Genomic DNA, 26,340 nt, shown 5'->3' on the forward strand with positions numbered 1-26,340 from the left:
GTTGTTTGAGATCGGCATCATCCCCCATCCCGCGTCGCAGGCGGGTTAGGCTGTCGCGGAGGGAAAAGTCCGATTTTTGGGGGACCAACCCGTTCCATGACCGAGCGAACCACGCTCCGCACCGATTTGAAGGCAGCCACACGCTTCCAGCACGATGCGCTCGACCGGGAATTATCGTCACTGGCCGAGGGCGCGCAGTATGCCCAATTCCTGCAGATCCAACATGCCGTGCGCTCTCCGGTCGAAAGCTGGCTGTCGGTGCATGCAACCGCCCCCCTGCCGCCAAACCAGACTTCGCTGATCCGGGAAGACCTTAGAGAGCTTGGCGCTCGGCCGATCGACGATGTGCCGACGTTCGAGGCGGAAGACCCACGTGAGGCGTGGGGCATCGCATGGACGCTCGCCGGGTCCTCTCTCGGCAACCGGGCCTTGCTGCACCGACGCCGCAAGGCGGGGCTGCGCGGCGCGGATCGCTTTCTCGGTGACGAAGCCATGCCGCATTATTGGGCGGAGCTGCGCCCGCGCATAGAAGTCCCCATGGACGAAGCAACGCATAAGCACGCCATCCGCGGTGCGCGCCGGGTGTTCGAGATTTTCCTTGCGGTTCAGCGCTCAGCGACCGAAAGGGCCGCCGCATGAAAGCCGCCAAATACGATGTCGACCTGACGAATTGCGATCGCGAGCCGATCCACCAGCTGGGTGCTATCCAGCCCTTCGGCGCGCTCGTCGCATTAAATGCCGACTGGTTCGTGTCGCATTACTCGGCAAATTTCGGGGAGATTACCGGCTCCGAGAAGCCTATAGAATTGGGCATGGCACTCACGGACATCGTGCCGCCCCATGCAATGCAGCGCCTTCGCAGCCTTGCCTCGCAAGTCTCCCATTCCGATCAGGTCGAACGGATGTTCGGATTCGATTTGTTCGGCAATGGCAAGAAGTTCGACTGCGCCATCCACTCCACGAGCAATTACACCGTTCTGGAAATCGAGCCGTACTTGGAAGGCGAACTCGACCGCCAATTGGCTGCGCTGCGCCCGGTACTGGGTCGATTCGACAAGTTCACGGAGGTGTCGGCGCTTGTCGGCGTAGCGGCACGGCAGTTGCGCCACAGCCTCGATATCGACCGGGTCATGGTCTATAAATTCCATGATGACCTGTCGGGCGAAGTCGTCGCCGAGGCCAAGCGCGAGGATCTGGAAGGCTTCCACGGCCTGCGCTATCCGAAGTCCGATATTCCCGCACAGGCGCGCGAGCTTTACGTGCGCAATCGCTTCCGCATCATCAGCGATGTGCATTCAGAGCCCGTCCCGATCGAGCCCGGCATCTCGCTCGACGGCGAACCGCTCGACCTCAGCATGAGCACACTGCGCGCCGTCTCGCCGATCCATATCGAATATCTGAAAAACATGGGCGTCGGCGCCTCGCTGTCGATCTCGATCATCATCGGCGGCAAGTTGTGGGGCCTGTTCGCCTGCCATCATTACAGCCCCAAGCTGCTTCCCTATTCGCAGCGCACCGGCGCGGAATTGTTTTCCGAGCTTTTCTCCCTGACGCTCGAGCGCGTAATCGCCAGCCAGGAGGAAGCGGTTCGCGAAGAAGGTCGCAAGGTGCACGACCGCCTGATGCGCGACATCGCCGCTGGCCAGTCGCTCTCCGAAAGCCTGCCGACGATCGATCCGCTGATCCAGCGCATAGTCGAGCACGACGGGGCCAGCGTCTTCATAGACGATGTCTACAATGCCCGCGGCTCGGCACCGAACGAGGAAGAGTTCCGTGCCATCGTGGGTTTGCTCAACGCGGCTGCAACCAGCCGCGTCTTTACCACCGACGCGATCGCCGAACGCATCCCGAAGGCCGAGCGTTTTGCCGACCGCGCAGTTGGCGCGATGGCCATCCCGGTGTCGCGCACCCCGCGCGACTATCTCGTTCTTTGGCGCAAGCCGCTGAGCCAGGTCGTGACTTGGGCGGGCAATCCGGAAAAGCCTGTCGAATACGGACCGAACGGCGCGCGACTGACCCCGCGCAAGAGCTTCGAGGCCTGGCAGGAAACGGTCGACGGCAGGTCTTCCCCGTGGACGGCATCCGAGAAACAGATCGCCGAGGGCCTGCGCGTCACGCTGCTCGAAATCATCCTTCGCGTCACCGACGAGGCGATGCAGGAGCGGGGCAGGGCTCAGGAGAAGCAGGAACTCCTGATCGCCGAGCTGAACCACCGGGTCCGCAACATCCTCAACCTGATCCGCGGCCTGATCAATCAGTCGAAGGGCGATGCGAAAGACGTCGACAATTTCGCCGAAATCGTCGGCGGGCGCATCGCTTCGCTCGCGATGGCGCACGACAATATTACCAAGGGGAACTGGAGTTCAGCCCCGCTTTCTGAGCTGATCGATTCCGAAGCCCAAGCCTATCTTGCCGGCAAATGCGACCGGCTGGAGGTAAATGGGCCGGAAGCGATGATTACCCCGGAAGCCTACACCGTCCTGGCACTCGTCATCCACGAGATGATTACGAACTCGGCGAAGTACGGATCGCTCAGCGATTCGACCGGTCAGCTGAAAATCGATGTCCGGCGGGGGGATACCGGCGATCTGGAAATCCTGTGGCACGAAAGCGGCGGTCCGCCGGTCAAACCGCCCAAGCGTCGCGGTTTCGGCAGCACGATCATCGAACGCTCACTGCCTTACGAACTCGGCGGCGAGGCCAGCATCGAATATAAGCTGGAAGGCGTTAGAGCGCGTTTCTGCGTGCCTGAGCGCTTCGTCGAATGGGCATCGCGCGGAGAAACGCCGAGCCCGACCAGCGTCCCTAAACCGAAGGACGATATGCCCGGAGATCTTCCTGAGAGAGTTCTGCTGGTCGAAGACAGCATGCTGATCGCGCTGGATACCGAAGACTGTCTTCGCGATCTCGGCGTGCCGACGGTCGATGTCGAGAGCAATGTCACCGGCGCGCTCGATGCCATTCGCAAGAACGCTCCCCAACTTGGGATCCTCGATTTCAACCTAGGCCAGGAGTCGAGCGAGCGTGTCGCGCAGGAGCTTGTGAAACTCGGCATCCCGTTCTGGCTTGCGACCGGCTATGGCGAGATGCAGGAGCGGCTGGAAGCACTCGGCGCGACTGGTTTGCTGACCAAGCCATACGGCCGTGAGGAGCTATCGCGAATACTGTCGGAATACGAGCCTGCTGCCTGATCAGCGGAAAGTTAATTAAAGAAACGCTGCTGGTAATAGAACGGCGCGGCCACCGGTTCGCCGTCGGCATCGGTCGCCGGGCGGAAGCGCAGCCGTTCGACCACCAAGCGGCAGACTGCCGCGTCGGTGTCGGGAAACGGACTTGAGCGGTAAACCGAGCAATTCGTCGCCCGGCCGCTCGGCAACACCGTGACCTTCACGATCACCGAGGTGCCGATACGCGCTTCGCGCCCGCCTGGCGGAATGGGGAAGTCGCGCGCCGAATTGAGCGCGCCGGAAACAATTTCCGGCTTCGTCACCGCGCCTCCGCCACGACCGGTTCCGGCATTGCCGCTGCCGGTGCCGAGCCCCGATCCCGCAGCGCCAGTGCCGTCGCCTGCGTCGGTTGCGCCCGAGGTATCTGCCGTGCCGGTCGATGCCGCACGCGGAGCAGGCCGATCCTCGCGCAGCGGACGTTTCGGCGTGGGCGCGGTCACAGGTTTCGCCACCGCATCGCGCCCGGGGTCGCCCTGCTCCCCTTCCGGCTCCGGCTGCTGCACCTCCGGCTCTGGCTCTGGCTCTGGCGGGACGGTGACGGTGACAGTAAAGGCGGAGACGACGCTTTCCTCCACGGTCGCGACCGCATTCGGCGCCAGACTACGTATGAGCACGTAGAAGATGCCCAAATGAATCAGCACGATGGCGAGGATAACCCACGGATTGGGCTTTCTTCTGATCCCTGCGTAGCGCGTCGCTTCGTGTGCCATGGGGTTTGGAACGGCCCACTCGCCCCCCGTGTTCCGCCGGACGCAGGGGCAGGATCATCGATCGCTGCACGAGGACAGCATGGACCAGACGCTCGCCACTTCCTCGCTTTCCGAGGCAGTATCTCCCGGACTTAGGCGCATGGTGGCGATCCACACCGGAGCCGCGCTGGCGTTCTTCGCCTTGGCTTATGTCAGCATCGATTTCGCCCGTAACGAGGGGCGGATCGCGGCGATCTGGCTACCGAATGCGGTTGCCGTCGCAATTCTCCTGCGCTTCCGTTTCGAGCAATTCAGGTCCCTGATTGGCGCGATCTTCGTCGGTAATGTCGTGGCGAACATCGCCTCCGGGGACCCGATCGCGCAAGCCCTCCTGCTCGCCAGCGCCAACGGCATCGAGATCGCACTCGCGGTGTGGCTCACGCGGCGCTGGTGCTGGAGGCAGCCGATCATGGAGGATATCGACGACCTGCGCCGTTTCGCCATTGCTTCGGGCATGATCGCGCCCGCCGCCAGTGGGCTGATCGCGATCCTCGCTTTCGGGGCGCAGCCGGCGACTCTGCTGGCGGTCTACAGCAAGTGGGTGACGTCCGATGCCCTGAGCATGCTGATCCTTGCGCCCAGCATCATGATTGCGATCGATGCCTTGCGGACACGCAGGAAGCTGCGAAGGCGAGAGCTTGCCGAATGGGTCGGCCTGTCCCTCGCGGGGACGGCCCTCACGATCGTGGTCTTCGTCCAGACGACCTATCCGCTGCTGTTCCTCGTCCCGCCGGTCGTGGTCATCCATGCCTTCCGGCTCGGCAGCCTCGGGACTGCCTTTTCGACGATCAAGGTGGCGGTGATCGCCTTGGTCTGCACCGAGCTGGGCCATGGTCCGATCAACCTGTTGACCTATCCGGAAACCATCCGTTTCCTGGTCCTCGAAGCTTTCCTTGCTTCCGCCATCCTGTTGGGTCTGCCGGTCTCCGCAGTGCTTGCTACGCGCCAAAGGTTCGCTGCCGAACTCGCTGCGCAGAAAGCCGAGCTCGCCCTGTTGGCCGAGAATGTAACCGACGCCATCCTGCGGGTCGATGGCGAAGGCGTAATTACCTATGCGTCACCTTCGGTGATGGCAGTCCTGGGTCTTCCGCCAGAGCAGTTCATCGGGAAGCGCGTCAGCGAGCGGGTCCACGCCGACGCCGCGGACGAGATCGCTGCGGTCGAACACCGGCTCAATTCCGGTGAGGCCGAGAAGGAACGCTTCACTTACCGCCGATATCTCGACGGCGAGGATGGCGAGGCGGTTTACATCGAGGCCGACTGTGCCGTTGCGCGTGATGCCGAAACAGGCGAGCAGGAAGGCATCGTGGTCTCCGCCCGCGACGTAACGCACCGCGTGCTGCTCGAGCGCCAGCTCAAGGGCGCACGATCGCATGCGGAGAACGCGGCGCGCGCCAAAGCGCAGTTCCTTGCCAATATGAGCCACGAAATCCGCACACCCATGAACGGCGTGCTGGGTTTCGCCGAGCTGTTGCAGCGCCGCGACCTCGATGCGGAATCGGCCCGCTATGCGGAACTGATCGAACGTTCCGGCCGGTCCATGATGATGCTGCTCAACGACATTCTCGATCTGTCGAAAATCGAATCCGGCCAGCTCAAGGTAACCAGCGAGCCGGTGAATGTCGTGCAGCTATCGGCGGATTGCGTCGAGTTGCACCGCGCCCAGGCGGAATGCAAGGGCGTGTCTCTCAGTATCGCACCGGTTGTCGGCATACCACAGTCGGTTTCCAGCGACCCGTTGCGCCTGCGGCAGATAATGCTCAACCTCATCGGCAACGCCGTGAAGTTTACCGAAAGCGGAGGCATCAAGATGGCAGTCGCTCGGGAGCAGACGCAACTGGCAATCTCGGTCGAGGACAGCGGCATCGGCATCGATGAAAGCCGCCTTGCGATGATTTTCGATCCCTTCGTCCAGGCGGAAGGATCGACTACGCGGCGCTTCGGCGGGACCGGCCTGGGCCTCAGCGTTTCGCGCCAGCTGGCGGAATTGCTTGGCGGGTCCTTGAGCGTGGATTCCATGCCCGGCATCGGATCGCGCTTCACCTTGTGCATTCCGCTCGTCGAAGTGGAAACCGTACCTGCCCGCCAGCAAGGTCATGGTCGCCGAGCGACCGATATTGCCATGCCGCCCAAGGGTCGCATCCTGCTGGCCGAGGATCACGACGTGAACCGCATGCTCGTGACCGCCATGCTCGAGGACCTTGGGCAGGAGGTAACTCATGCGCATGACGGCGTGGCCGCGATCGAAGCGGTGACGTCGAATTTCGGTAGGCGGCCTTCATTCGACCTGGTGCTGATGGACATCCAGATGCCCGGCTGCGACGGTTATGCGGCAGCGCGCGCCATTCGTTCTTACGGCATCGAGGCAGAGCACCTGCCGATCGTTGCGCTGACCGCGAACGCCTATCCCGAAGATGTGCTCGCAGCGCAAATAGCCGGGATGCAGGCGCATCTGGCCAAGCCGCTGGTGTTCGAGGATCTCGCCGCCGCGCTCGCCCGCTGGCTTCCGATGCACATCGTGGCGGACAACGAGAACGAAAAGGCCCGCATCCGGCGTCCCGATCCGGGCGCCGCGACCCTGCCACCGAAATCCTCAGACATCGATGAACGCTGGAAGCAACGCCGCAGCGAAGCGATCGAAGCGGTCGGAGCTGCGGTTCGCGCCCAAGCGATGGAGGGCGCCGGGATCGAGGACCTGGCGCGCGTGGTACATAAGCTTGCCGGGACAGCCGGGATGTTCGGCGAGGAGGAACTCGGCTCGCGCGCAGCGGCGCTCGAAAGGGCGCTTCGCTCGAGCGTAGACGTTGATGTGCGCCTGAAGCTAGCCGAGGAATTGCTCGAAGCGGCCTGAAACTCCGTGAGACACAAAAAGGGCGGCCTTCCCGAAAGAAGGCCGCCCCCAGTGTATATCGGCCCGGGATGCGTGCCCCGGTTCCGTTATAGGCTTAGTAGCCGAGGATCAGCGACACGCTGGCTGCGCGCGGCGGCGACAGCTGCGCGAAGCCGACGCCGTCCAGATCGCCTCCGAAGCCGCCGACGTAGAATTCGTCGAACAGGTTGGTGACGTTGAACTGCAAGGCTGCGTCGCGACCGTTGAAGTACTCGCCGAGGCGGACACGCGCGTCGAGATCGACCAGCGTGTAACCGCCGACCGAAAGCGTGTTCGTGTCATTGACCCAGCGTTTGCCGGTGTGCTTGATCTGAACGCCCAGTTCGACCGGACCGAAGGAGCCTTGGGCGCGGCCGCCGACCGACCAAAGCGGCGTGCCGCTCTCGTTCTTTCCGCCGGTGGGAATGAAATACTGTTCGCCGACAGTGGCCAGTGTGCAGTATTCCGAAGGATCGGGCTCACCATCGTCCAAGCCGCAAACGCCACCCAGCACGTCGTTCTTGATCTCCGATTCATTGATTGAACCGAACACATAGAGCAGCGTGTTGTTGGTCGGCTGGAACGCGACCGAGCCATCGATACCGTACTTGTCGACCTGGCCGAGATTACGCGCGATCGATTCGTCGAGGATCGGATCGTAAGCCACGGCACGGCGGTTGCTGTACTTGGTGTACCAGCCGGCGATCTGGGCCTGAACGCGGCCGTTCTGAAACCGGAAACCGAGATCGAAGCTGTCGGTGGTTTCGGAATCCGGCTGGAAGTCGTCGGTCTTGTTCGAGAAGAACAGCGAGTCGTACAGTTCGTCCGTACCAGGGACCGAGAGGCCCTTGGCATAATTCGCAAAAACCGAAGCATCGCCGAATTCGTAAACCGCACCCACGTTCGGGAGCAGCTTGTCGTACTTGTAGGTGACCGAGATCGGTGGTGCCGCATTCGGATTGGCTGCTTCGTAAGCAGCGGCATCCTGGTTTGCAAAGCAATCGACGAAGCCCGAAGCACTGGTCGTGTAGCAGAGCTGGTTGAGCTCGCGCTTGAAGAACGGCGCACGCAGGCCGAGAACCGTCGTGAGGTTGCCGAAGCGACCGCGATATTCGCCCGACACCTGATGCAGCGTCGCATAGGACTGGCGGTTACGCTTGTTCAGTTCGAAACCGTCTGCCGTTATGACCGGATCGTTGACCGGGAAAACGTCGACGATTTCACCGTCGATGCGCGCGATCGAGGTCTGACCGGTCTGACGGTGGTTCGCATCGTCATAGGTGTAACTCAGGCGGACGCGGTGGTCGGCATTTATCTCGTACGCGAGGTTCGAGATTACGCCGAAACGGTGCGTACGGGTCTGGCTCGGGTCGAAACCGCTGATCTCGTCGAGCATGTCGCCGTCGCCATTGAGGTCACGGCCGAAGTAGTAGCCGCCGCGAAGGAAACCGGTGTACTGCTGACCATTGTATGTGCGCGTGCCTTCCAGCAATTCTTCGTTACCACCGCCGTTGGCCTTCACATACTGATAGCTCGGGTCGATCGTCAGAATCAGGTCCGGGGTCAGTGTGAAGCGCGACGCACCGCGAATGTTGCCGGTGTTCGAAGGATTGTAGCGACGCTCGAATTCGGCGCCGCAGCCATTCACACCATCGGGATCAATGTAATCGCCTTCGTCATCGAGGTTAGCGGGATTAACCAGATCGGCAGGAGTCTCGAACACGCCCGGAACGCTGTCCACGGTGCAGGGATAGTTGATGTTGTAGAAACGGAAGCTGTCGTTACCCGCTTCGATCGCATCGATGATGTCGGTGACGAAGAACGAACCAAAGAAGTTGTTGCGGTTCTCGTTATAGTGACCGGCAACGGCAACGAAATCGCCATTGCTGCCGATGTCCTGCCAGATACGGCCGTTGTACTGCTGCTTTTCCACTTCGCCGTAATTGTTGAAGGGGTTGGCGTAGGTCGTGTAGCTGGCCGAAGCGAACGCCTTGGTGCCCATGCCGGTGATGTCGCCGGTGTCGATCATTACGAAGCCGCGACCGTAGAGGCGGTCGACACCGATGTTGTCGCCTTCAGGGAAGGTGTCGCCAGCGGTCAGCGTCATGGTCACGCCGAATTCGTCGGCGGGTTCACGCGTACGGATGTTGATCGTGCCGCCGACGGCCGAAGCAGTCGGGCTGTCGACGTCGGTAACGCCAAGGTTGACGTTGACCGATTCGAGAACTTCCGGGTCGACCTGCTGGTTCGTGTAGAGCGCGTAGTTGCCCGAATCGTTCAGCGGCAGACCGTCGAGCGTCTGCGAAATACGGCTGTCGTTGAAGCCGCGGATGGTGAAGCTACCGCCCGACGAGCCCCAGGGGTCGTTGTTCTGGAAGCTGACGCCGGGGACGAGGTTGACGATGTCGTTTACCGTCTGGCCGGGGCGCTGGCGACGAATGATTTCTTCGTTCAGCTCCTGCTTCGCCTTGGGCGTATCGGGGACTTCGATGCCACCAACGTCCTGATTGCGGGCGCCGGAAACGACGATCACATCGTCTTCGAATTCGACCGAACCGGTCGACTGTGCGGCCGCCGGTGCGGCGACCATTGCGCTGGCGGTACTGACTACGGAGGCAGCCAGGAGATACTTGAACTTCATGTCAGGAGACCCCTTAAGTGTCCAAATCAAAACTGTGCTCGAGAGAAGCGGAGCCCGGCTAATCCGGGTTGATTGCCGCAAAGCGGAGGTTTTGTGACAGAGTCAAGACAGTGGTGGCCGCCCGGTTACGCTGCACCTGCGAACGACAGAAAATGCATGCCTTATCAGACACTTCACGGTGTTGCGCAAATGCAACGCCGCGTGAATTTTATTGTCTTGCCGCAGTGCAGCATCGATCAGGCTAGGTTGATCTCGCGCAACCGCTGCATGAGGTAGTCGTGGCTGGATATCGTTTCCGGGTGATCGTCCGGGCGTGCCGGGTCGATGCATTGCGGCAGGGTTTCAATTACATAGTCCGGCCGGAAATGCAGGAAGAAAGGCATCGAATAGCGCGCCCGGTAGGCCGCTTCGCCACGCGGGTTGACGACCCGGTGAGTCGTCGAGCGTAGCCGACCGTTGGTCAGCCGGTCGAGCATGTCGCCGATGTTCACGACCAGCGCCCCTTCCGGCGGCGCGACGGCTTTCCACTCGCCCTGTGCGGTCAGCAGCTCCAGCCCGGCCTCTTCGGCGCCCAGCAGCAGCGTGATCGTGTTGATATCGCCATGGGCCGCCGCACGAATCGCGCCTTCCGCTTCCTCGCCCTCCAGCGGCGGATAGCGAAGCAGGCGCATAACCGAATTGCCGTCCTCTACCGTGGCCGCGAAGAAGTCGCGATCCAGTCCGAGGTGCAGGGCGATGCCTTGCAGCACTCGCGCGCCCGCTTCCTCGAACGCGGCGTAGAGCTCGGTGAAAGTGTCGCGGAACCCGCCGACCTCCTCGGGCCAGACATTGTCGGCCATATATTCCGCGAGCGCGTGCCCCTCCGGCAGTTCGCGACCGACGTGCCAGAATTCCTTGAGGTCGTGGACCTCGGCATCCTTGGCCTTTTCCGTGCCGAAGGGCGTATAGCCGCGCGCGCCGCCGCCGCCGGGGATGTGGTAAGCACGCTTCACATCATCGGGTAGCGCGAAGAATTCCTTCGACAGGGCCTCGGCCCGGTCGATCAGCTCCTGCGGGATGCCATGATCGCGGATGACGGCAAAGCCGTATTCCTCGAAGCTGCGGCCCAGTTCGTCGGCAATGCTTTCGATCGGCTGCGCCAGGGACACAACCGCGATGTCGGTGTTCGATTCGCTCATGACGCGCTCTCTAATACGGCAGGAAGAGTCCCGCCAGCGCCGCGCTCATCAGATTGGCAAGGCTGCCGGCGGCGAGCGCGCGCAGGCCGAGCTTGGCGATGACCGGTCGCTGGTTGGGGGCAAGGCCGCCGGTGACCGCCATCTGGATTGCGATCGAGCTGAAATTGGCAAAGCCGCAGAGCGCGAAGGTCGCAATCGCGCGGCTGCGGTCCGACAGCACGGTAGCGTCCATTGCGCCCAGTTCGATGAAGGCGACGAATTCGTTGAGCACGATCTTGGTCCCGAACAACCCGCCGGCTGCCCCCGCCTGCTCCCAAGGGATGCCGATCAGGAACATCACCGGCGCAAAGATGAAGCCGAGCAACTGCTGGAAACTGACATCCGGATAGCCGAACCAGCCGCCGATCCCGCCGAGAATGCCGTTGGCCAGCGCGACCAGGGCGACGAAGACCATGACCATCGCACCTACTGCCACGGCGAGCTTCACGCCGGTCTGCGTACCCTGCGCGGCAGCCTCGATGACATTGGCTGGCTTGTGGCCTTCCTCGAACGTCTCGGCGACTTCCACCTCATGCGGCTTGCCGCTCTCGGTCAGGGCAGCGGGTCCTTCGGCGCTGATGCGTGTAGTCGGCAACTGGACCTCGGCCAGTTCTGCGGCATTGCGGGCGAGATCGCTTTCGTCGTCCGGCATAATGATCTTCGCCATCAGGATGCCGCCCGGTGCCGACATGAAGGCGGCCGCCAACAGGAACGGCACGGCCTCCGCGCCGATAAAGCTGGCATAGGCCGCGAGGATCGTGCCAGCGACCCCGGCCATGCCGACTGCCATCAGCGTGAACAGGCGGCTCGGCGTCAGTGCGGCGAGATAGGGGCGCACCACCAGCGGGCTTTCCGACTGGCCGACGAAGATGTTCGCCGCGCTGCCCAGCGCCTCGACCTTGCTGATCCCGGTGATCCAGCCGATCGCGCCCCCGACCCAGCGCACCAGCCGCTGCATGATTCCCCAGTGGTAGAGGATGGAGACCAGCGCGGCGAAGAAGATGATCACCGGCAGCGCCGCAATCACGAAGGTATTGGCGAAGGGGTTCCCCTCCATCGGGCCGAAAATCGCGGTGATGCCCGCCTTGGAATAGTCGAGCAGGGCGATCACGCCGTTGGACATCGCCTGAATCGCTTCGACTCCCCAGGGCGTGCGCAACACCAGCAGCGCCATGAGCGCCTGCAAGGCAAAGGCCGCGCCGACGACGCGCAGCTTGATCCGGCGCTTGCCGGTCGACAGGAGGAAAGCGATCGCCAGGATCGCGAGGATACCGGCGATATTGATCAGGATGGGCTGCACTGCGGACCCCTCTCGCGATGCGACGAATTGCGGATGAAATCGGCCGCTACCTTGCGCGGCGGGTCCGCTTAGTCAATTTTCGCATTTCAAGCCAGCATTCGCTGTCACCCGATTTTCAAGGACGATTTTCCCCCGCATGACCGACCAGCCTGCCCATCAGGAACGCGTAGCCGCCGCCTCGATCCCTCTCGGCCTGTTCGTCTATCTCGTGCTTTACGGCGGGCTGACGGTGATCGCCGGCGTCCTCGCCTTCAAGCAGGTGCAGCTGTGGCCGACCCAGCTAGCAGTGGAATCGGGCATCTTCGCCTTCCTCGGGCTGGTGGTAATTTCCAGCACGATCGCCCAGCTCTACGGCGAGAAACTCGCCCGCAAGCTGGTGTGGTGGGGCTTTCTGCCGTTGGCGGTGTCCGCGCTACTGATTTTCCTCGTCCTGTCGCTGCCCGCTTCCCCCGACATGGTCGACTATCGCGGCGCGGATCTCGATGCGTTCAACACTGTGCTGGCGCAGACACCGCGGATCATGGCGGCCGGGCCTGCCGCCTATATCGTCTCGCTGCTGCTCAATGTCTGGATCTTCTCGCGCCTGCGCGGTTCGGGCGAGGATAATACGATCGGGCTGATGGTCCGCGGCGCGATCGCCAGTGCGCTCAGCCAGGCGATCGATTCGGTCATCTTCGTGACGCTCGCCTTCTATGGCGAGTTCGACATCACGCCGCTGCTGATCGGGCAGGTGATCGCCAAGGTGACCCTCAGCATCGTGCTGGTGCCGTTCCTGATTACCGGCGGCGTCGCGTTGGCTCGCCGACTGGACAAGCGCAGCTTCTAGACCGTCAGGGCCGATCGATCCCGTCGACGAGGTCGTCGTCGAGATGGTCGCCATGCAGCACGGATATGTCGCCGGTCGTCTCGAGTACGACTGCCCTCACTTGTCCCATATCCAGCACATTGGCCTCGCGCAGCTTGGCGATGATATCATCCTTAGCGACGCGCGATGTCTCGAGCGCATCATCGATGAACTTGCCCTCCCACATCAGGAAGATCGGCCCGTTCTGGATCGCCTGCTCGAAGCTCTCCGACTGCTGGCGCAGCTTCGCGATGACGAACTGCAGCCCGAAGAGCGCCGCCAGAGCGGCCAATGTCTGGATGAAGGCCGGCCACTCGCTCGCTTGGACTGCGCCCGCGAGGAGCGAACCCGAAGCGACTGTTACGACGAAATCGAAATTCGTCATCTTCGACAGTGATCGCAAGCCGATCATTCGGATCACCAGCGTGACCCAGGCGATGCCGATCAACGAGAGAACTACAGCGCGGGCGGCTATATCGAGCCAGGTTTCTTCGAAGAACATGCCTGCCAAATGCGCGGGCAACTGCTTTCGGTCCGAAAACCGATAAAGATCAGGCCGAACAGCTCGCTCCGCCCAGCACGCAGAAGCGCGCGCAGTGGGGATGATTGAGCGATACGTCGCGGCTTGCCTCGTCCAGCGTCGCGCCAAGATCGAAGCCCGGATCATGCGGGATGAGCGTGCAGGCGACCACGCGTGGCGCAGCTTCGCCCTTGCGATGGACGACCATGCGGCTGGTGGCGCACATGATGTCCGCGTGCGACTTGCCGAGGATGTCCCAGCAGGCGGTGGTGATCTCGGCGATGTCCTTGTCCGCGTCCATTTCGGGAAACAGGACGAGTCGCATCTGATCGCGGGCATCGATTGAGATATTCTCTGCGTCGAATAGGGCAGCATAGGCGTTGCGTGCCTCGACCACGCCTTCGCCCGGCAGCAGGCGTCCGGCGACGGCGATTGAAAACTTGTTATCCGATAGCCAGCGCAGGCCATCGATAGCAGGCTCCCACGTCTTCGTGCCGCGCTCGGCCTCGTGCACCTGCCGGCTGTGATGATCGAGACTGACGCGCAGCGTGAGCTTCGACCCGAAACGCTCGCGCAGCTCGAGCAGCGCCGCCTCGTGCCTCCGCATCGGCTTCATCGCATTGGTCAGCACCAGCGCCTCGAAGCCGTGTGCCAACGTCTCCTCCAGCATCGGGATCATGTCCGGGTTCATGAACGGCTCGCCGCCGGTGAACCCGATTTCCCGCGCGCCCATCGTCTGTGCCTCGTCGAGAAAACGCGAGGCATGGTCCGCGCTCAGATAGACCAACGCATCGTTGGTCGGGCTGCTTTCGATATAGCAGGTCGCGCAGGCGAGATTGCAGAGCGTTCCGGTATTGAGCCACAGCGTGTCGAGTTCGCTCAGCGCGACACTGGCGCGCGGTTCACCTTGGGCAGTCAGTTGCGGATCGCTGAACTTCTCGCGCGGCAGCGGCGCGGCCTCGACGGCAAAGGGCGACGGTCCGCCCGGCGGGGTGCGGCTCTTGCTGCGCGAGGCCATCAGCCGAAGGTGCGCCGCATCTTGGCGACGAAACCGGCGTACTTCTTCGGCAGGCTGCCGAACACGGTTGGCTCCCAGGCGCTGAAGGCCGCCGCTTTGGAAATCTCGCTCCGCGTCGGATAGCTGACGATCGCACTGCCGAGCGCGAAAGTGCCGCTCTTGCCGCTGATCGTCTGGGTGAACGGCAGCAACAATTCGCCCGCATTCTTGCCGACGATGCTGACACCGAGCACCTTCTTGCCCTTCAGCACCATCTTCATGTGCCCCTTGGTATAGCCTTCGGCGATGGCACGCTCGTTCTCGGAAAACTGCTCCTTCACGACATTCACCGCATCGCCGTGCTTGTCGCGGGCCTCCGCCTCGGTCAGGCCGATCTGCGCGACTTCGGGCTCGGTATAGGTGCACCAGGGCAGCGCGCTGAAATCGACCTTGGTCGGCAAGCCGGTTACGATTTCCAGCGCCACGTTCGAGCCCTCGTAACCCGAAACATGCGTCAGCCGCGGCCCTTCGCGGCAATCGCCGATGGCGTAGATGCCCTTCACCGAAGTACGCCTGCGCTCGTCGGTTTTGAAGCCGTTCTTGCCGGTTGCGATGCCGATCTCCTCGGCACCGAAGCCGGAAACGCGCGCCGTGCGGCCAACGGCGACGAGCAGATGGGTGCCGCTGACCGTCTCACAGCTGTCGGTATGCACCGTCACGCTGCCCTCGCCGCCTTCTACCTTCGCGGCCGAGCCTTTAACGAAGTGCACGCCCTCCGCTGTCATGACATCGACCACGACAGCGACCGACTCCGGATCGTCGCGGCCCATCGGCTCGCCGGGCTCGATCACCGTCACCTCGCTGCCGAGGCGGCGAAAGCTCTGCGCCATTTCCATGCCGATGACCCCGCCGCCGATGATGATCAGATGGCCGGGCTGTTCGGTAAGGTCGAACAGGTTTTCATTGGTGAGATAGGGGACGGTCTCGATGCCCTTGATCGGCGGTACGAGGGGGGCGGAGCCGGTCGCGATGACAATGCGTGGCGCGCGCAAGGTGCGTCCGCTAACTTCGACCGTCTGCTTACCGGTGATCCGAGCGGTGTCGAGGAACACTTCGCAGCCGATCTCTTCGAAGGTTTCCTTCGAATCGTGATGCTCGATCCCGGCGATGGCGTCGTGGATATGCTTGTGAACGCCGGACCACTCCACTTGCGGGGCAGCCAGCGTCACCCCGAACCGTTTTTCCTCGCGCGCTTCGGCCGCACGCTTGGCCGCAGAAATCAGCGCCTTGGAGGGGACACAGCCGTTGTTGAGACACTCGCCGCCCATCTTGTGGCCTTCGATCAGCGCCACATCAAGGCCGAACAGCGCGCAGCCACCCGCAGCGGTGAGGCCCGCGGCACCGCCGCCGATCACGATAACGTCATGGGTGAATTTCATCGCTTGTCCCGTAACCCAATACGCCTAGGAAGCGAACTCTTTCGCATCCCCCGGCAGTCCATGGGAAGGCATTCGTCATCGCAAGCATTCTGGTTACAGGCGCCGCCGGTCTCTTGGGCGGAGAGGTCTGCGCGCGGCTGATAGATGCCGGGCATCGCGTGACGGCGCTGGTCCATCGCACGCCCGATGTGCGCGCGAACGATGGGACGCCGGTGCCTGCGCGCACGCTGACATGCGATGTGTCGCAGCCGCGGTTCGGCTGGGACGACGAGCTGTTCGCGAACGTGGCCGAGGCGCACGATGTCGTGGTCCATTGCGCCGCGACGGTGCGCTTCGATCTCGATGAGGCGGACTACCGCGCCGTGAATGTCGACGGCGTCGCGCACATGCTGGAACTTGCCGAGGCGGGGGATATGGCCGTGCTGCACGTGTCCACCGCCTATGTCTGCGGCGCGCGCGACGGCACGATCCGCGAGGACGATCCCCTGCCCGATGGCGGCTTTGCCAATGGCTACGAGGCGAGCAAGGCGGCGGGCGAGCGACTGGTGCGCGCCAGCGATCTGCGCTGGGCGATTGCGCGGCCTTCGATCGTGGTCGGCGAGCGTGACAGCGGAGCGATCCGCCAGTTCGACACGACCTATGCCGCCTTCAAGCTGATCGCCGAGGGCCGGGTTAAACACATGCCCGCGAAGCCGGGGGCCACGCTGGATTTCGTGCCCATCGATCATGTGGCGACTGGCATCGTGACCATCGCCGCGAGTCTCGCCGCGACGTCTGGCGCGAGCAGCGGCGGGACCTTCCATCTCGTGGCGGGACAACCGCTGCCAGTGACCGACTTTACCGGCGTGATAGGGGCCTACTCGCAATTCCACGAACCCGAGCTGGTCGCGCCCGAGAATTTCGATCCGGCCACCCTTCCGGCTATCGAGCGCCGGCTCTTCAAACGGATCGCGGGGCTTTATGCCAGTTACTTCCAGCGCGACCCGCATTTCGACGACAGCGCCTTTCGCAAGCTTGGCGGCGAGGCCTGTCCGGCGACCGGCAAACCCTACATCCATCGCCTCATCGATTACTGCATCGAAGCGGGCTTCCTGCCGAAAGCCTAGCGCACGTCGGGATAGTGCTTTTCCATCCTGTCGCGCAGACCGAAGGCCCACATCATGCCGACCTTGAAATAGATCCAGTTCGCCTTGAGCGGCCCCCAGGCGGCGATCCTGCGGTCGGATGTCTCGACCCAGCGCGGCACCAGGTTGATCCGTCCGAGCCGCGCGAATTTCACACAGAGATCGGCTTCCTCCATCACGGCATCGCCCGGCGTGCAGCCCCCGATGCGTCGAAAGTCATTGCGCCGGAAGAACATCGCGTGATCGCCGAACAGCAGGCGGACCCCGCGCAGGAAGAGGTGCGGCCGGGTGATCAGTGGCGCGTACCAGGTCTTGATCCAGTTATGCGCCGTGGTGAACCAGCGGGTCTTGTGCGGCCCCTTGATCAGCGGCGTGAAGCTGGCGAGCGCGATGCGCTTGTCGGCCAGCGTATCCTCGATCACGGCGACCATGTCCGCGGGCGGCAGCGTGTCGGCATGGAGCACGCAGACATTGTTTCCGATCGCTTCGGCGACCCCGAGATTGATCTGCCGCGCCCGACCTCTTTCGCTGGCGAGCACCCGCCAGCCCGCAGCTTGCGCGAGTTCGACCGTCGCATCGCTGCTGCCGCCATCAACCAGCACGATCTCGGCAGGCCGGGGGTCGAGGCTGGCAAGCCGTTCGATCAGCGCAGGCAGTGCAGCTTCCTCGTCCAGCACCGGAACGACGATGCTGGTGCTCACTGGAGTTCCGGCCAGCTGGCAAGGTCTTCGGGCGTGTCGATATCCGAAAGCTCGGGCAGCACCGCCGGCCCCAGCCCGCGAGCCGCAAGCCTCGCCAGCGTTTCGGCGAAGACGGCCGGCGTGCTCCACTCCATCTCGGCGAATAGCCAGGGCAACTGCTCGCGAAAGCCGATGAGGTAATATCCGCCATCGGTCGCCGGCCCGATAACAACCGAACGATCGTCCAGCGCCCCCGCAGCGGCATGGATCAGGGACGTTGTCATTCCCGGACAGTCGCTCCCGATGATAAGCGCCGGCCCCTCTACCCGCGCCATGCGATCGCCGAGATCGCCCGGGCCTTGCTCGACCACTTCGATATCCTCGCCGTAGATCTCGCGGAATGCCGCGCATTCGCCGCCGGTCACTCGCAGCTGGAACGGCAGCCCGCTGGTCTTCGCCTCATCCACCGTGCGATTGAGCAAGCGGGCATAGAGCCGTGCTGCGCCTTCCTCGCCGAGCGCCGGAATCAGCCGCGCCTTCGCCTTTCCGGGTACCGGCAGGCGAGCAAAGACGACGAGTTTGGGCGAATGGGCCGGATCAACCACCGGAGGCTGCGTCTCGGGCCAGGATACGCGCGAGATCGGCGCCGAAGCCCTTCACGATCGCTTCGCGCATTTCGGTGTCCATCACATCGAAAGTGATCGGTTCGCGCTGCGCGCCAGACGCGTCCGTCACCAGCACTTCAAGCTGCGTTGGCGATACAACGGTCACCGCGATACTCATCGCCGGATCGCCACCCGTCTCGGCGAAGCCCCCCATCAACGCGGCGCACAGCTCCGCCTCGCCCATTCCTGCCCGTTCGGCATTCTCGACCGTGCAGGTCGCGCGTTGCTCCGCCACGTAAGTTCCTTCGCTGGCCGCGCAGCCGGTGGTCGCAAGGAGCAGGGCGAGCGGAATTGTCGTGTTCATGCAACGCATTGTCGCCGCTCGGACCCGGACTTGCAAGCCGCCCGGTGTCCGGCGCGCCCTATTCGCGAAACGCGCGATCGCTGAAGCGGCGCAGCGGGGTCAGGATGTATTGTAGCACGGTCCGCTTGTCGCCAAGCAGACTGACATCCGCGACCATGCCGGTGCCGATTTCGAGGTCGCCATCGACATTGGGGATCGAGTCCATCTCGGTCCGCACGCGCACCAGGTAGAAAATCTCGCCGCTCCGCTCATCGACGATCGAGTCCGGCGAAATGGTGACGACCTTGCCGTCGAGGCTGCCGTAGATCGTCTGGTCGAATGCCGTGATGCCGACCTTGGCTTCCTGCCCGAGCCGCACGGTGCCGATGTCCTGCGGGCGGATGCGCACCTCGACCAGCAGCGCATCGTCGGTAGCGGCAATCTCGACCAGCGGTTCGCCCGGAGAAACGGCGCTACCGCGGGTATTCACCAGCACGCGATTGACCGTGCCCGTCACCGGCGACCGCAAGGTCGTCCGCTCGAGCCGCTCTTCCAGAGCCGGCAAGGTTGCACTCCGTGCCCCCAGTTCCGCCTGCGCGGCGGCGAGTTCATTCGCCGATTGCGCGCGCCAGTCGCGCAGGGTCCGGTCGAGATTGGCCTGCGCTTCGACTACCTGCGCCTGCGCGCGCCCGATGCTGGCGCGGGCTCCGGCCAGCTGCGCCTCGGCGCTTGTCGCCTGACCTTCCGCGCGCACTAAAGAGAGACGCGGTTCGATACCCTGATCGACCAGTGGCCTCAGAAGATCGGCTTCGGCCCGCGCCGCCTGCGCCTGGCTGGCGAGCGAGTCCGACTGGCGTTCCGCTTCGGTCACCTGCTGCCGCGCCCGGGCGAGCTGCGCGCGTGCACCTGCCAGCGAGCTCTGCAAATTGGCCTGCCGCGAGGCGTACAGCGCGCTTTCGATACTGCGCTGGCGTGCCGCCTCCTCATCCGCCGGTGCCGGAAAGCTCGGCGCGCGACCGGCCAGCTCGGCCTCCAGCCGCGCGACTTTCATTTCGAGTGCCCCGGCCGTGGCGGAGGTGCTGCCGAGATTGGAACCGGTCTCTGTCGGATCCAGCCGCAGCACCGGGTCCAGCGCTTCGACCTGCTGGCCGGTGGTGACGAAAATCTCCTCGAGAACCCCGCCTTCGAGGCTGGAGACGATCTGGAGTTCGTTGCTCGAAATGACCCGTCCCTGCCCGCGCACGGTGCGGTCGATTTCCGCCAGTGCCGCCCAGACCAGGAAGATGACGAAAAAGACGACGATCGCCCAGAACAGCCAGCGCGAGACGCGGCGCGGTTCGAGATTGTCGATGAACCGCTCGACGCGGCCCTCTTCGCGCTCGGGCACCTGGCCGGGCATCGGCTCAGGCTGGGGCTGGCCTTCGGGCGTCTCGTTCACGGGATCTTCGCGCGCGCTCATGTCGGTTTCACTGCCTTGGACGTCACTGCCGTAGTGACGTGGCCGCTGGTCGGGTTGCCCTGCTGGCGCGACCCTTCGGCGAGTTTTGCCAGCACTGCATCGCGCGGCCCGTCGGCGCGGATCTTTCCTTCATCGACCACGATGATCCGATCGACCAGCGCGAGCAGCGGCTGGCGGTGAGTCACGACTACCAGCGTCCGGTCGGCCAATTCGTCACGCAAGCGCCCGATCAGATCGGCTTCCGTCTGCGCATCCATCGCGCTGCTGGGTTCGTCCATCACCAGCACCGGCGGCTTGCCGGCCAGCGCGCGGGCGATGGCGATCGACTGGCGCTGCCCGCCGGACAGCCCTTCGCCGCGATCGACCAGTCGCAAGTCATAGCCGCGCGGAATGCGGCTGGCGAAGATGTCGGTGCCCGACACGCGGCTGGCGCGCAGCATTTCCTCGTCGTCCACATTGGGGCGGCCGAGTGCGATATTCTCGCGGATCGTGCCGGAGAACAGCGCCGGTTCCTGCAGCACCGATCCGACCGAGCGGCGGAGCGAGTTGGGATCGAGCTGGGCGATGTCGATCCCGTCGAACAGCACCATGCCGTCCTGCGGAGGGTAAAGGCCCAGCATCATTCGCGCTAGCGTGGACTTGCCCGAACCGACACGGCCCAGCAGCGCGACTTTCTCGCCCGGCCGGATCGTCAGGCTGACGCTGTCGAGCGCCTTGGTCGCGGCGCCGGGATACTGGAAGCTGACATTGCGCAGCTCCAGCTCGCCGCGCGTCCGGTCGATCACGATGGCATCGCTGCCCGGCCCTTCGGGCGGCCGCTCCATCAACGCGCGGATCTGGCGATAGGCGGTGCGCGTGGCGGTCAGCCGCGAAACCAGCTGAGAAATCTGCGCCAGCGGCGCGATGGCCCGCCCGGCGAGAATCGAACAGGCGATCAGGCCGCCCATCGTCAGGCGGTTGTCGGCCACGGAAAACACGCCGACGATCACGACGCCGGCATAGGAAATCGTGCCTGCCGAGGTGGCGAAAGTGGTCCCGATGCTGGAGATCAGACGCTGCTGGAGCGAGATATGCGCGTGGTCGCCCAGCGCCCGCGCCCAACGGTCCTCGAACAGATTGCGCGCCCCGGCGGTCTTCACCGCCTCGATGCTGCCGATCGTCTCGACCAGCACCGATTGTTTCAGCAGCCCCTCGTCCATCGCCCTCGCCGCAAGGCGCTGTTGGGTCGGATGGACGGCGAGGCCCACGAGGATCACTAACGGGACCATCAGCGCGGGCACCAGCACCACCCAGCCGCCGATGAGCGCGACCACGGTCAGCGTGATGAAGATGAACGGCACGTCGACCACGGCCGCCAGCGTCGCCGAGGCGAAGAAATCGCGCAGCGTTTCGAGTTCGCGCATGAGCCCCGTCAGCTGCCCGGTCGAACCCTTGCGCAGCTCCAGCCGCATCTCGATCAGGCGCTCGAAGACCGTTTCGCCGACGTCCTTGTCGATATTGGTGCCCGCATGATCGACGAAATAGGCGCGCAGCAGCTTGAGCGCGAAGTCGAAGATGACGATGATTGCGAGGCCGATCGAGAGCGCCGCCAGCGAAGTGAAGGCGCTGTTGGGAATGACCCGGTCGTACACCGTCATCGTGAAGAGAGCGGTGACAAGGCCGAAGATGTTGATCAGCGTCGCGGCGATGGCGACCTTGGAATAGGTGCGCCAGTTCGCCTTGATCGGCTCCATGATCCAGTCGGCGAGCCGCTTTTGCGGGACGTCGACGATCCGCTCTTCGCTCATGGCTGGGCCTCCATGTCGAACTGTTCGAGCAGGCGTCCGGTCCGCGCCAGCAGGACATAGCGTGAAGCGTCGAGCTGGGTCAGCCCTTCGATATAGGCGATGGCTGCAGACAGATAGGCGCTCTGCGCGTCGGCCACGTCGAACAGCGTGCCGCGCAGCGCGGCGAAGCGGCGGAAGACGACGTCGCGCGTCTGGCGGGCGGAAACATAGGCGGCTTCGAGCGCGACCAGCTGCTGTTCCAGCGCCTGCACATCGGCCCAGATGATCGCGGCATCGCGCTCGCTTTCCTGGCGGATGCGGTCGGCCGTCGCCTCGGCGGCGGCGGAGCGGGCCCGTGCCTGATCGTCTCGCGCAAGCGCGCCGCCGAACAGGCGATAGCGCAGGTTCAAACTGCCGCGAACGTCGTAATCCTGCTGGTCCTCGAACACGCCGTAGCGGCCGGCATCGACCCGCGCGGTCAGCTTGGGGGCCTGGCTGGCCCAGCTGTTGCGCACATCGATCCGCGCGGCTTCGGCAGCGGCTTCGGCGCTTTTGACCGCAGGCGCCTCGCTGGCGGCCATCACGGCGTAGTCGCGGCTGATCCGCATGTCGGAGAGAACCGGCGGGCGCTGCAACAGGGGCGGCGGCGGCACGCCGGTAAGCTCGGCAAAGCGTGCTTCTGCCGAAGCCAGCCGCCGCTCGAATTGCGCCAGGCGGATTTGCCCGTCGGCGCGCAGCGTTTCCACCCGCGCCCGGTCCGCAGGCGCGTTGACGCCCTGGGCGATGCGCTTGTCGAGTGCCTCGTCGATCCCGTCCTGCGCTGCGAGATAGCCCTCGGCGAGGCGGCTTAGCGACTGGTAGGCGAACACGCTGTACCAATTGGTCACGACATCGTTGACCAGGCCCGTGAGCGCTGCGTCGCGTTCGTATCCCGCCGCTCGCAGACGCGCTTGCGCGGCGAGGATGGCGCCGTTGACGGCACCCCAGTCGAAGATCGTGTACTCCACGGCCGCGGTCGCATCGGAGCGTTCGCGGGGGCGCGAGCGTTCGAGCAGGTTGAAGGGATCGTCGCCGAAATTGCGCGTGATGGTCTTGTAGGTCGTGAAGTTGAGATCGACCGTCGGGAAGTGTCCGGCTTCCGCCTCGTCTACCTGCGCTTCGGCCAGATCGACCTGGGCCTCGACCTCGCGGCGCGAGGCGTTGGCTTGCAGCGACGACGCCACGATCCGCCGGAAAAGCTCTGGATCCGCCGCACTGTCGGCAAGGCCGAGAATGGGGTCGGCACCGAAATCGAGCTGGAGCGGGCTCTCGCCGGGGTCGGGAAGTTCGGTGACTTCCGTGACGGTCGGCAGGCTCACGCCCGGATCGGGTAGTTCCGTCGCGTTCTGAACGTCTGGCAGAGCGTCTTCCTGCTGCGAGGCAAGCGCAGGCGAAGCGCTCACCACCAAGGCGAGCGAGACCCCAGCCAAAATCCAGCCCTTCAGATACTTAACTCCGTCCACGACCATGCTCTTTAGCACCGGATCGATTTAAGAACACCCGAAACTCCGATGCGCGAGATCGGTCATTTAAGCAGGAGAGTGAATGGTTGTGCCCAGCCGATCGAACACACGGCCGGACATTCGGAGGATATATTCGCGACCGCTCAGGAACTAGCGAGACGAGCGGTCCTGGTATTACCCGTACCATGCGGGAGAGGGCCCAAAGCGAACTGGCTTTCGACTGACTGGTCCAGATAACGCGCGATGAACGCAGCATCCGCGGCGTGGACGGGCGGATATTCCGTGGGGACGAACGAGCTCGAATTCTGGCCCTTGTAAGTGGTCACCGGCACGAATTCTCTACGTTTTTCCAGTCTGGCCGCTGCAGCCAGTCGCTCGATCAATCTCTCCGGCCGGATAACAAGCTCGGAATGAGATACCAGTGCATGCCCGGTCGCACGTGATGCCACGTCTGACCAGTGGCGCAATTTGGCGGTGCGCATCGCGATGGCATTGGGAAACGGCGATCCGGTTTGCGGACAGAGCTCTTCCTCGATCGGCTGTCCGAACTTCGGGTGTTGTTTGTCGATACCCCAGAAATCTTCGTCCCACACACTGCGCCATTTGGCCCTGATAAACTCGCCGAAGTCCATCTGCTTGAGTTCCGGATGCGCGTGCCACGGCTTGGCGTGCAGGCTGCGCAGCCACTGGTCGACCTGCCGCGCGATTACGACGACAAAGACATCGCCGGGAATCTCGACCTCTTCGGGGACGAGCCAGTGCTTGAAGCCGAAGTCTTCGGTAAACTGTAGCTCATCCAGATTCCGTTCGAGCAATTTGATCAGGGCGTTGGTGCCGCTGCACCGCTGGCCATAGACCTGAAAGCGCCTGAATTTCGCGATAGCCAAGACATGTCTCCGAGTAGGGAGCGAGGCCCTTACCGTGATGCGCACGGGCTTTCCGCATGATCCATGTTAAATTGCAGCAACGCTTTCCCTGCCCGAACGTCTGTACGATCATGATGGGAGAGATCGACATCGACACCGACGCTGATGCAACCGACGGCGAGGCTTCGCTGGCCGATGTCCTGCGCGCGCATATTGCCGAGGACGGCTTCCCCTGTGTCGGCGCGAAGTCGGCTCTGGCGACCGGCAGGCTCAAGGTGCTCTCCGCCCGTTCGCTGACCAGCGCATGGAACGATATCGAAATCCATGACGCCTTGCTCGACTGGAGCGAAGATTACGCCAGTGATCCTGATGGTCTGCGCAGCCTCGCCGTAGTGTTCTCGGGACCCGACGATCTGGATGAAGCGGCGTTCGAGAAAGCGATGTGGGAGCGGCTGAATTCGCTTGCTGCCAAGGATGATTGGCGCGGGCTGGACTACGACCCGGACGTTAGCAGCGATCCGAGCGATCCGCATTTCTCTCTAAGCTTCGGCGGCGAGGCCTATTTCGTGGTCGGCATGCATCCCAACGCTTCGCGTGCCGCACGGCGAATGCCGCATCCGACCCTTGTTTTCAATCTGCACGACCAGTTCGAAGCCCTGCGCGCTTCGCAAAGATACGAGCGCATGCGCGAGACGATCCTGAAGCGCGACATGGCGCTGGACGGATCCATCAACCCCATGCTTTCGCGGCACGGCACGACGAGCGAGGCGCGGCAGTACAGCGGGCGCGTCGTCGGCGATGACTGGCGCTGCCCCTTTTCCGACCCGAGGAGCGGCAAATGACCCGCATCGAACCCCGCACCGGAACCGCCTTCGAATTGTCGAAAGGGCAGGTGCTGACCGTGACCGATCCCGAGGGCGGGCAAGTCAGCGACCTCCTGGCCGTGTCGCGGGCCGATCCGGCGGAGATCCTCTCCAACGGGAGGACGTTCGACTACGAAGAACGGATCATGCTGACCACCGGCGCGCGGCTTTGGTCGAACCGGTCGAACCCCATGCTCACCATTCTGGAAGATACGGCACCCGCGCACGACTTCCTCCTTACGCCCTGTTCGAAGGACACGTTCCGCCACTTCTACCCGGACAAGCCGGTCCATCGCGGCTGTTTCGGAAATCTGGCCGAAGCGCTGGAGCCATATGGCGTCGGTCCCGACGACATACCCACCGCCTTCAACGTATTCATGAACGTACCGGTCGCCGGCGACGGCACGCTTTCGGTCGATCCGCCGCAGTCTCCGCCGGGCACCTTCACCCGATTCCGGGCCGAGATGGACCTCGTGATCGGGCTCACCGCGTGCGCGGCTTATGCTTCGAACGGCGGCACTTTCAAACCGATCGATTACGATGTGAGCAACTGAAATGCTGTTGGATTTCCTCGAATGGTACGGCGCCATCGCCGCCGTGGTTGCAGCGCTGGTCGTGGCGACGAATGTCAGCTCGCGGGTGACGGGATGGGCCTTCGTGCTCTTCGTCACGTCTTCGCTGGCGCTGACGGCCTGGGGCTTCCTCAGCGACGATGCCGAAGGGATCGGCTGGCAGAATATCGCCCTGCTGCTAATCAATTTGTGGGGCGTGTATCGCTATCTCGGCCCGCAAAAAGGCGAACGCAAGCAGCCCGCAAACGAGGCTGGAGACGCGGCATGAAACACACCGCGCTGACCATCAGTTCGGCCGGCATCATCCTGCTTGTCGGGCTGGCCGGACACTTCGCTTCGGGTGCGATTTACTCCTCGCTCGAAGCGCGCGAGATGATCTCGGCGTTATCCAGCCCGGCACTTTATCTCGGCAGTGCCATTGCCGGAAGCGCGGCCACGACGCTTGCCCTGATGCTGACCTTGCTCGGTCTGGTGAGGCGCGCCGATGCGGAGTTCGACGTCCGGATGTACAAGCAGATTTACCGCATTGCGGTAATGTCGACCGTCCTCCTGGGCGGTGCCGTCGTCATGCTGCTCCTGATGACGATGCCGATCGGCGAATTCGACGACGTGCCGGAAAACTGGTTTCCGATGCTCTTCAAGGTTCTGTACTGGATCGTGGTGGTCCTCAGTGCTGGACTTGTCGCCATGGTCACCATGCTGTTCGGCACCGTCCGGTCGCTGATCGCCAAGCTCACGCCGCACGACGATGTCTAGA

The 26,340-nt window shown here is 63.5% G+C and carries 23 protein-coding genes; 9 read left to right on the forward strand and 14 right to left on the reverse strand.

Annotated features, from left to right (window positions below; genetic code table 11):
- Positions 1-96: 96 nt before the first annotated feature.
- Together ACSH0F_RS01090 and ACSH0F_RS01095 are read left to right on the forward strand one after the other, a co-directional pair.
- Positions 97-639: a biliverdin-producing heme oxygenase gene (locus tag ACSH0F_RS01090; protein WP_435199079.1), complete on the forward strand. Its 543-nt coding sequence runs from the start codon at positions 97-99 to the stop codon at positions 637-639.
- Positions 636-3,191 (forward strand): HWE histidine kinase domain-containing protein, encoded by a 2,556-nt coding sequence (locus ACSH0F_RS01095; RefSeq protein WP_435199081.1) that lies wholly within the window; start codon positions 636-638, stop codon positions 3,189-3,191. Before ACSH0F_RS01090 ends, ACSH0F_RS01095 begins: the two co-directional genes overlap by 4 nt.
- An 11-nt stretch (positions 3,192-3,202) precedes the next feature.
- Here the strand turns inward: ACSH0F_RS01095 and ACSH0F_RS01100 are convergent, their stop codons facing one another.
- Positions 3,203-3,937, reverse strand: a complete 735-nt coding sequence (locus tag ACSH0F_RS01100; RefSeq protein ID WP_435199083.1) for an energy transducer TonB — start codon at positions 3,935-3,937, stop codon at positions 3,203-3,205.
- Between the two features lie 79 nt (positions 3,938-4,016).
- Between ACSH0F_RS01100 and ACSH0F_RS01105 the strand changes: the two genes are divergently transcribed.
- Positions 4,017-6,827 carry an ATP-binding protein gene (locus ACSH0F_RS01105; RefSeq protein WP_435199085.1) on the forward strand — a complete coding sequence of 937 codons (2,811 nt, stop codon included), beginning with the start codon at positions 4,017-4,019 and terminating at the stop codon, positions 6,825-6,827.
- A gap of 94 nt (positions 6,828-6,921) precedes the next feature.
- On the opposite strand, the gene ACSH0F_RS01110 is transcribed toward ACSH0F_RS01105, so the two are convergent.
- The 3 genes from ACSH0F_RS01110 to ACSH0F_RS01120 form a co-directional block, all read right to left on the reverse strand.
- Positions 6,922-9,486 carry a TonB-dependent receptor gene (locus tag ACSH0F_RS01110; RefSeq protein ID WP_435199087.1) on the reverse strand — a complete coding sequence of 855 codons (2,565 nt, stop codon included), beginning with the start codon at positions 9,484-9,486 and terminating at the stop codon, positions 6,922-6,924.
- Positions 9,487-9,722: 236 nt separating this feature from the next.
- Complete coding sequence (locus tag ACSH0F_RS01115) at positions 9,723-10,664, reverse strand: isopenicillin N synthase family dioxygenase (RefSeq protein ID WP_435199089.1); 942 nt, start codon at positions 10,662-10,664, stop codon at positions 9,723-9,725.
- Positions 10,665-10,674: 10 nt separating this feature from the next.
- Entirely contained in the window at positions 10,675-12,003 is a 1,329-nt protein-coding gene (locus ACSH0F_RS01120; protein ID WP_278327782.1) for a NupC/NupG family nucleoside CNT transporter, read from the reverse strand.
- A gap of 136 nt (positions 12,004-12,139) precedes the next feature.
- On the opposite strand from ACSH0F_RS01120, the gene ACSH0F_RS01125 reads away from it, so the two are divergent.
- Positions 12,140-12,829 carry a queuosine precursor transporter gene (locus tag ACSH0F_RS01125; protein WP_278327783.1) on the forward strand — a complete coding sequence of 230 codons (690 nt, stop codon included), beginning with the start codon at positions 12,140-12,142 and terminating at the stop codon, positions 12,827-12,829.
- 4 nt (positions 12,830-12,833) lie between these two features.
- Here the strand turns inward: ACSH0F_RS01125 and ACSH0F_RS01130 are convergent, their stop codons facing one another.
- Genes ACSH0F_RS01130 through ACSH0F_RS01140 form a run of 3 tightly spaced genes read right to left on the reverse strand, consistent with a single transcriptional unit; the run spans position 12,834 to position 15,803 of the window.
- Entirely contained in the window at positions 12,834-13,349 is a 516-nt protein-coding gene (locus ACSH0F_RS01130; protein WP_435199092.1) for a DUF421 domain-containing protein, read from the reverse strand.
- 49 nt (positions 13,350-13,398) lie between these two features.
- Positions 13,399-14,385, reverse strand: a complete 987-nt coding sequence (locus tag ACSH0F_RS01135) for a radical SAM protein (protein WP_435199094.1) — start codon at positions 14,383-14,385, stop codon at positions 13,399-13,401.
- Complete coding sequence (locus ACSH0F_RS01140; RefSeq protein ID WP_435199096.1) at positions 14,385-15,803, reverse strand: dihydrolipoyl dehydrogenase family protein; 1,419 nt, start codon at positions 15,801-15,803, stop codon at positions 14,385-14,387. Before ACSH0F_RS01140 ends, ACSH0F_RS01135 begins: the two co-directional genes overlap by 1 nt.
- 89 nt (positions 15,804-15,892) lie before the next feature.
- Between ACSH0F_RS01140 and ACSH0F_RS01145 the strand changes: the two genes are divergently transcribed.
- The gene (locus ACSH0F_RS01145; RefSeq protein ID WP_435200507.1) at positions 15,893-16,909 is read left to right on the forward strand and encodes an SDR family oxidoreductase; all 1,017 of its coding nucleotides are present in this window, start codon (positions 15,893-15,895) and stop codon (positions 16,907-16,909) included.
- Here the strand turns inward: ACSH0F_RS01145 and ACSH0F_RS01150 are convergent.
- The 7 genes from ACSH0F_RS01150 to ACSH0F_RS01180 form a co-directional block, all read right to left on the reverse strand.
- A complete protein-coding gene (locus tag ACSH0F_RS01150; RefSeq protein WP_435199098.1) occupies positions 16,906-17,628 on the reverse strand; it encodes a glycosyltransferase in 723 nt (240 codons plus the stop codon). The genes ACSH0F_RS01145 and ACSH0F_RS01150 overlap by 4 nt on opposite strands.
- Complete coding sequence (locus ACSH0F_RS01155; RefSeq protein ID WP_435199100.1) at positions 17,625-18,212, reverse strand: TIGR04282 family arsenosugar biosynthesis glycosyltransferase; 588 nt, start codon at positions 18,210-18,212, stop codon at positions 17,625-17,627. Before ACSH0F_RS01155 ends, ACSH0F_RS01150 begins: the two co-directional genes overlap by 4 nt.
- Positions 18,205-18,576, reverse strand: a complete 372-nt coding sequence (locus tag ACSH0F_RS01160) for a hypothetical protein (RefSeq protein ID WP_435199102.1) — start codon at positions 18,574-18,576, stop codon at positions 18,205-18,207. The genes ACSH0F_RS01155 and ACSH0F_RS01160 overlap by 8 nt, the downstream gene beginning before the upstream one ends.
- Before the next feature lie 58 nt (positions 18,577-18,634).
- A complete protein-coding gene (locus ACSH0F_RS01165; RefSeq protein WP_435199104.1) occupies positions 18,635-20,014 on the reverse strand; it encodes an HlyD family type I secretion periplasmic adaptor subunit in 1,380 nt (459 codons plus the stop codon).
- Positions 20,011-21,801, reverse strand: coding sequence for a type I secretion system permease/ATPase (locus ACSH0F_RS01170; protein WP_435199106.1), 1,791 nt, complete (start codon positions 21,799-21,801; stop codon positions 20,011-20,013). Before ACSH0F_RS01170 ends, ACSH0F_RS01165 begins: the two co-directional genes overlap by 4 nt.
- Positions 21,798-23,282: a TolC family protein gene (locus tag ACSH0F_RS01175; RefSeq protein ID WP_435199108.1), complete on the reverse strand. Its 1,485-nt coding sequence runs from the start codon at positions 23,280-23,282 to the stop codon at positions 21,798-21,800. The genes ACSH0F_RS01170 and ACSH0F_RS01175 overlap by 4 nt, the downstream gene beginning before the upstream one ends.
- A gap of 143 nt (positions 23,283-23,425) precedes the next feature.
- A complete protein-coding gene (locus ACSH0F_RS01180; protein WP_435199110.1) occupies positions 23,426-24,169 on the reverse strand; it encodes a hypothetical protein in 744 nt (247 codons plus the stop codon).
- Positions 24,170-24,282: 113 nt separating this feature from the next.
- Between ACSH0F_RS01180 and gntA the strand changes: the two genes are divergently transcribed.
- Genes gntA through ACSH0F_RS01200 form a run of 4 tightly spaced genes read left to right on the forward strand, consistent with a single transcriptional unit; the run spans position 24,283 to position 26,339 of the window.
- Entirely contained in the window at positions 24,283-24,990 is a 708-nt protein-coding gene (gene gntA / locus ACSH0F_RS01185; RefSeq protein WP_435200509.1) for a guanitoxin biosynthesis heme-dependent pre-guanitoxin N-hydroxylase GntA, read from the forward strand.
- Entirely contained in the window at positions 24,987-25,565 is a 579-nt protein-coding gene (locus ACSH0F_RS01190) for a DUF1989 domain-containing protein (RefSeq protein ID WP_435199112.1), read from the forward strand. The genes gntA and ACSH0F_RS01190 overlap by 4 nt, the downstream gene beginning before the upstream one ends.
- Before the next feature lies 1 nt (position 25,566).
- Positions 25,567-25,851: a hypothetical protein gene (locus ACSH0F_RS01195; protein WP_435199114.1), complete on the forward strand. Its 285-nt coding sequence runs from the start codon at positions 25,567-25,569 to the stop codon at positions 25,849-25,851.
- The gene (locus tag ACSH0F_RS01200) at positions 25,848-26,339 is read left to right on the forward strand and encodes a hypothetical protein (RefSeq protein WP_435199116.1); all 492 of its coding nucleotides are present in this window, start codon (positions 25,848-25,850) and stop codon (positions 26,337-26,339) included. The genes ACSH0F_RS01195 and ACSH0F_RS01200 overlap by 4 nt, the downstream gene beginning before the upstream one ends.
- Position 26,340: the final 1 nt, after the last annotated feature.

This window comes from Qipengyuania sp. 902, assembly GCF_051195295.1.
In the GTDB taxonomy this organism is placed as follows: domain Bacteria; phylum Pseudomonadota; class Alphaproteobacteria; order Sphingomonadales; family Sphingomonadaceae; genus Qipengyuania.

What these genes read in the sequence shown, in the direction of transcription:
- ACSH0F_RS01090 (WP_435199079.1), top strand. Translation starts at nt 97, where the DNA reads ATGACCGAGCGAACCACGCTCCGCACCGATTTGAAGGCAGCCACACGC.
- ACSH0F_RS01095 (WP_435199081.1), top strand. Translation starts at nt 636, where the DNA reads ATGAAAGCCGCCAAATACGATGTCGACCTGACGAATTGCGATCGCGAG.
- ACSH0F_RS01100 (WP_435199083.1), bottom strand. Translation starts at nt 3,937, where the DNA reads ATGGCACACGAAGCGACGCGCTACGCAGGGATCAGAAGAAAGCCCAAT.
- ACSH0F_RS01105 (WP_435199085.1), top strand. Translation starts at nt 4,017, where the DNA reads ATGGACCAGACGCTCGCCACTTCCTCGCTTTCCGAGGCAGTATCTCCC.
- ACSH0F_RS01110 (WP_435199087.1), bottom strand. Translation starts at nt 9,486, where the DNA reads ATGAAGTTCAAGTATCTCCTGGCTGCCTCCGTAGTCAGTACCGCCAGC.
- ACSH0F_RS01115 (WP_435199089.1), bottom strand. Translation starts at nt 10,664, where the DNA reads ATGAGCGAATCGAACACCGACATCGCGGTTGTGTCCCTGGCGCAGCCG.
- ACSH0F_RS01125 (WP_278327783.1), top strand. Translation starts at nt 12,140, where the DNA reads ATGACCGACCAGCCTGCCCATCAGGAACGCGTAGCCGCCGCCTCGATC.
- ACSH0F_RS01130 (WP_435199092.1), bottom strand. Translation starts at nt 13,349, where the DNA reads ATGTTCTTCGAAGAAACCTGGCTCGATATAGCCGCCCGCGCTGTAGTT.
- ACSH0F_RS01135 (WP_435199094.1), bottom strand. Translation starts at nt 14,385, where the DNA reads ATGGCCTCGCGCAGCAAGAGCCGCACCCCGCCGGGCGGACCGTCGCCC.
- ACSH0F_RS01140 (WP_435199096.1), bottom strand. Translation starts at nt 15,803, where the DNA reads ATGAAATTCACCCATGACGTTATCGTGATCGGCGGCGGTGCCGCGGGC.
- ACSH0F_RS01160 (WP_435199102.1), bottom strand. Translation starts at nt 18,576, where the DNA reads ATGAACACGACAATTCCGCTCGCCCTGCTCCTTGCGACCACCGGCTGC.
- ACSH0F_RS01165 (WP_435199104.1), bottom strand. Translation starts at nt 20,014, where the DNA reads ATGAGCGCGCGCGAAGATCCCGTGAACGAGACGCCCGAAGGCCAGCCC.
- ACSH0F_RS01170 (WP_435199106.1), bottom strand. Translation starts at nt 21,801, where the DNA reads ATGAGCGAAGAGCGGATCGTCGACGTCCCGCAAAAGCGGCTCGCCGAC.
- gntA (WP_435200509.1), top strand. Translation starts at nt 24,283, where the DNA reads ATGGGAGAGATCGACATCGACACCGACGCTGATGCAACCGACGGCGAG.
- ACSH0F_RS01190 (WP_435199112.1), top strand. Translation starts at nt 24,987, where the DNA reads ATGACCCGCATCGAACCCCGCACCGGAACCGCCTTCGAATTGTCGAAA.
- ACSH0F_RS01195 (WP_435199114.1), top strand. Translation starts at nt 25,567, where the DNA reads ATGCTGTTGGATTTCCTCGAATGGTACGGCGCCATCGCCGCCGTGGTT.
- ACSH0F_RS01200 (WP_435199116.1), top strand. Translation starts at nt 25,848, where the DNA reads ATGAAACACACCGCGCTGACCATCAGTTCGGCCGGCATCATCCTGCTT.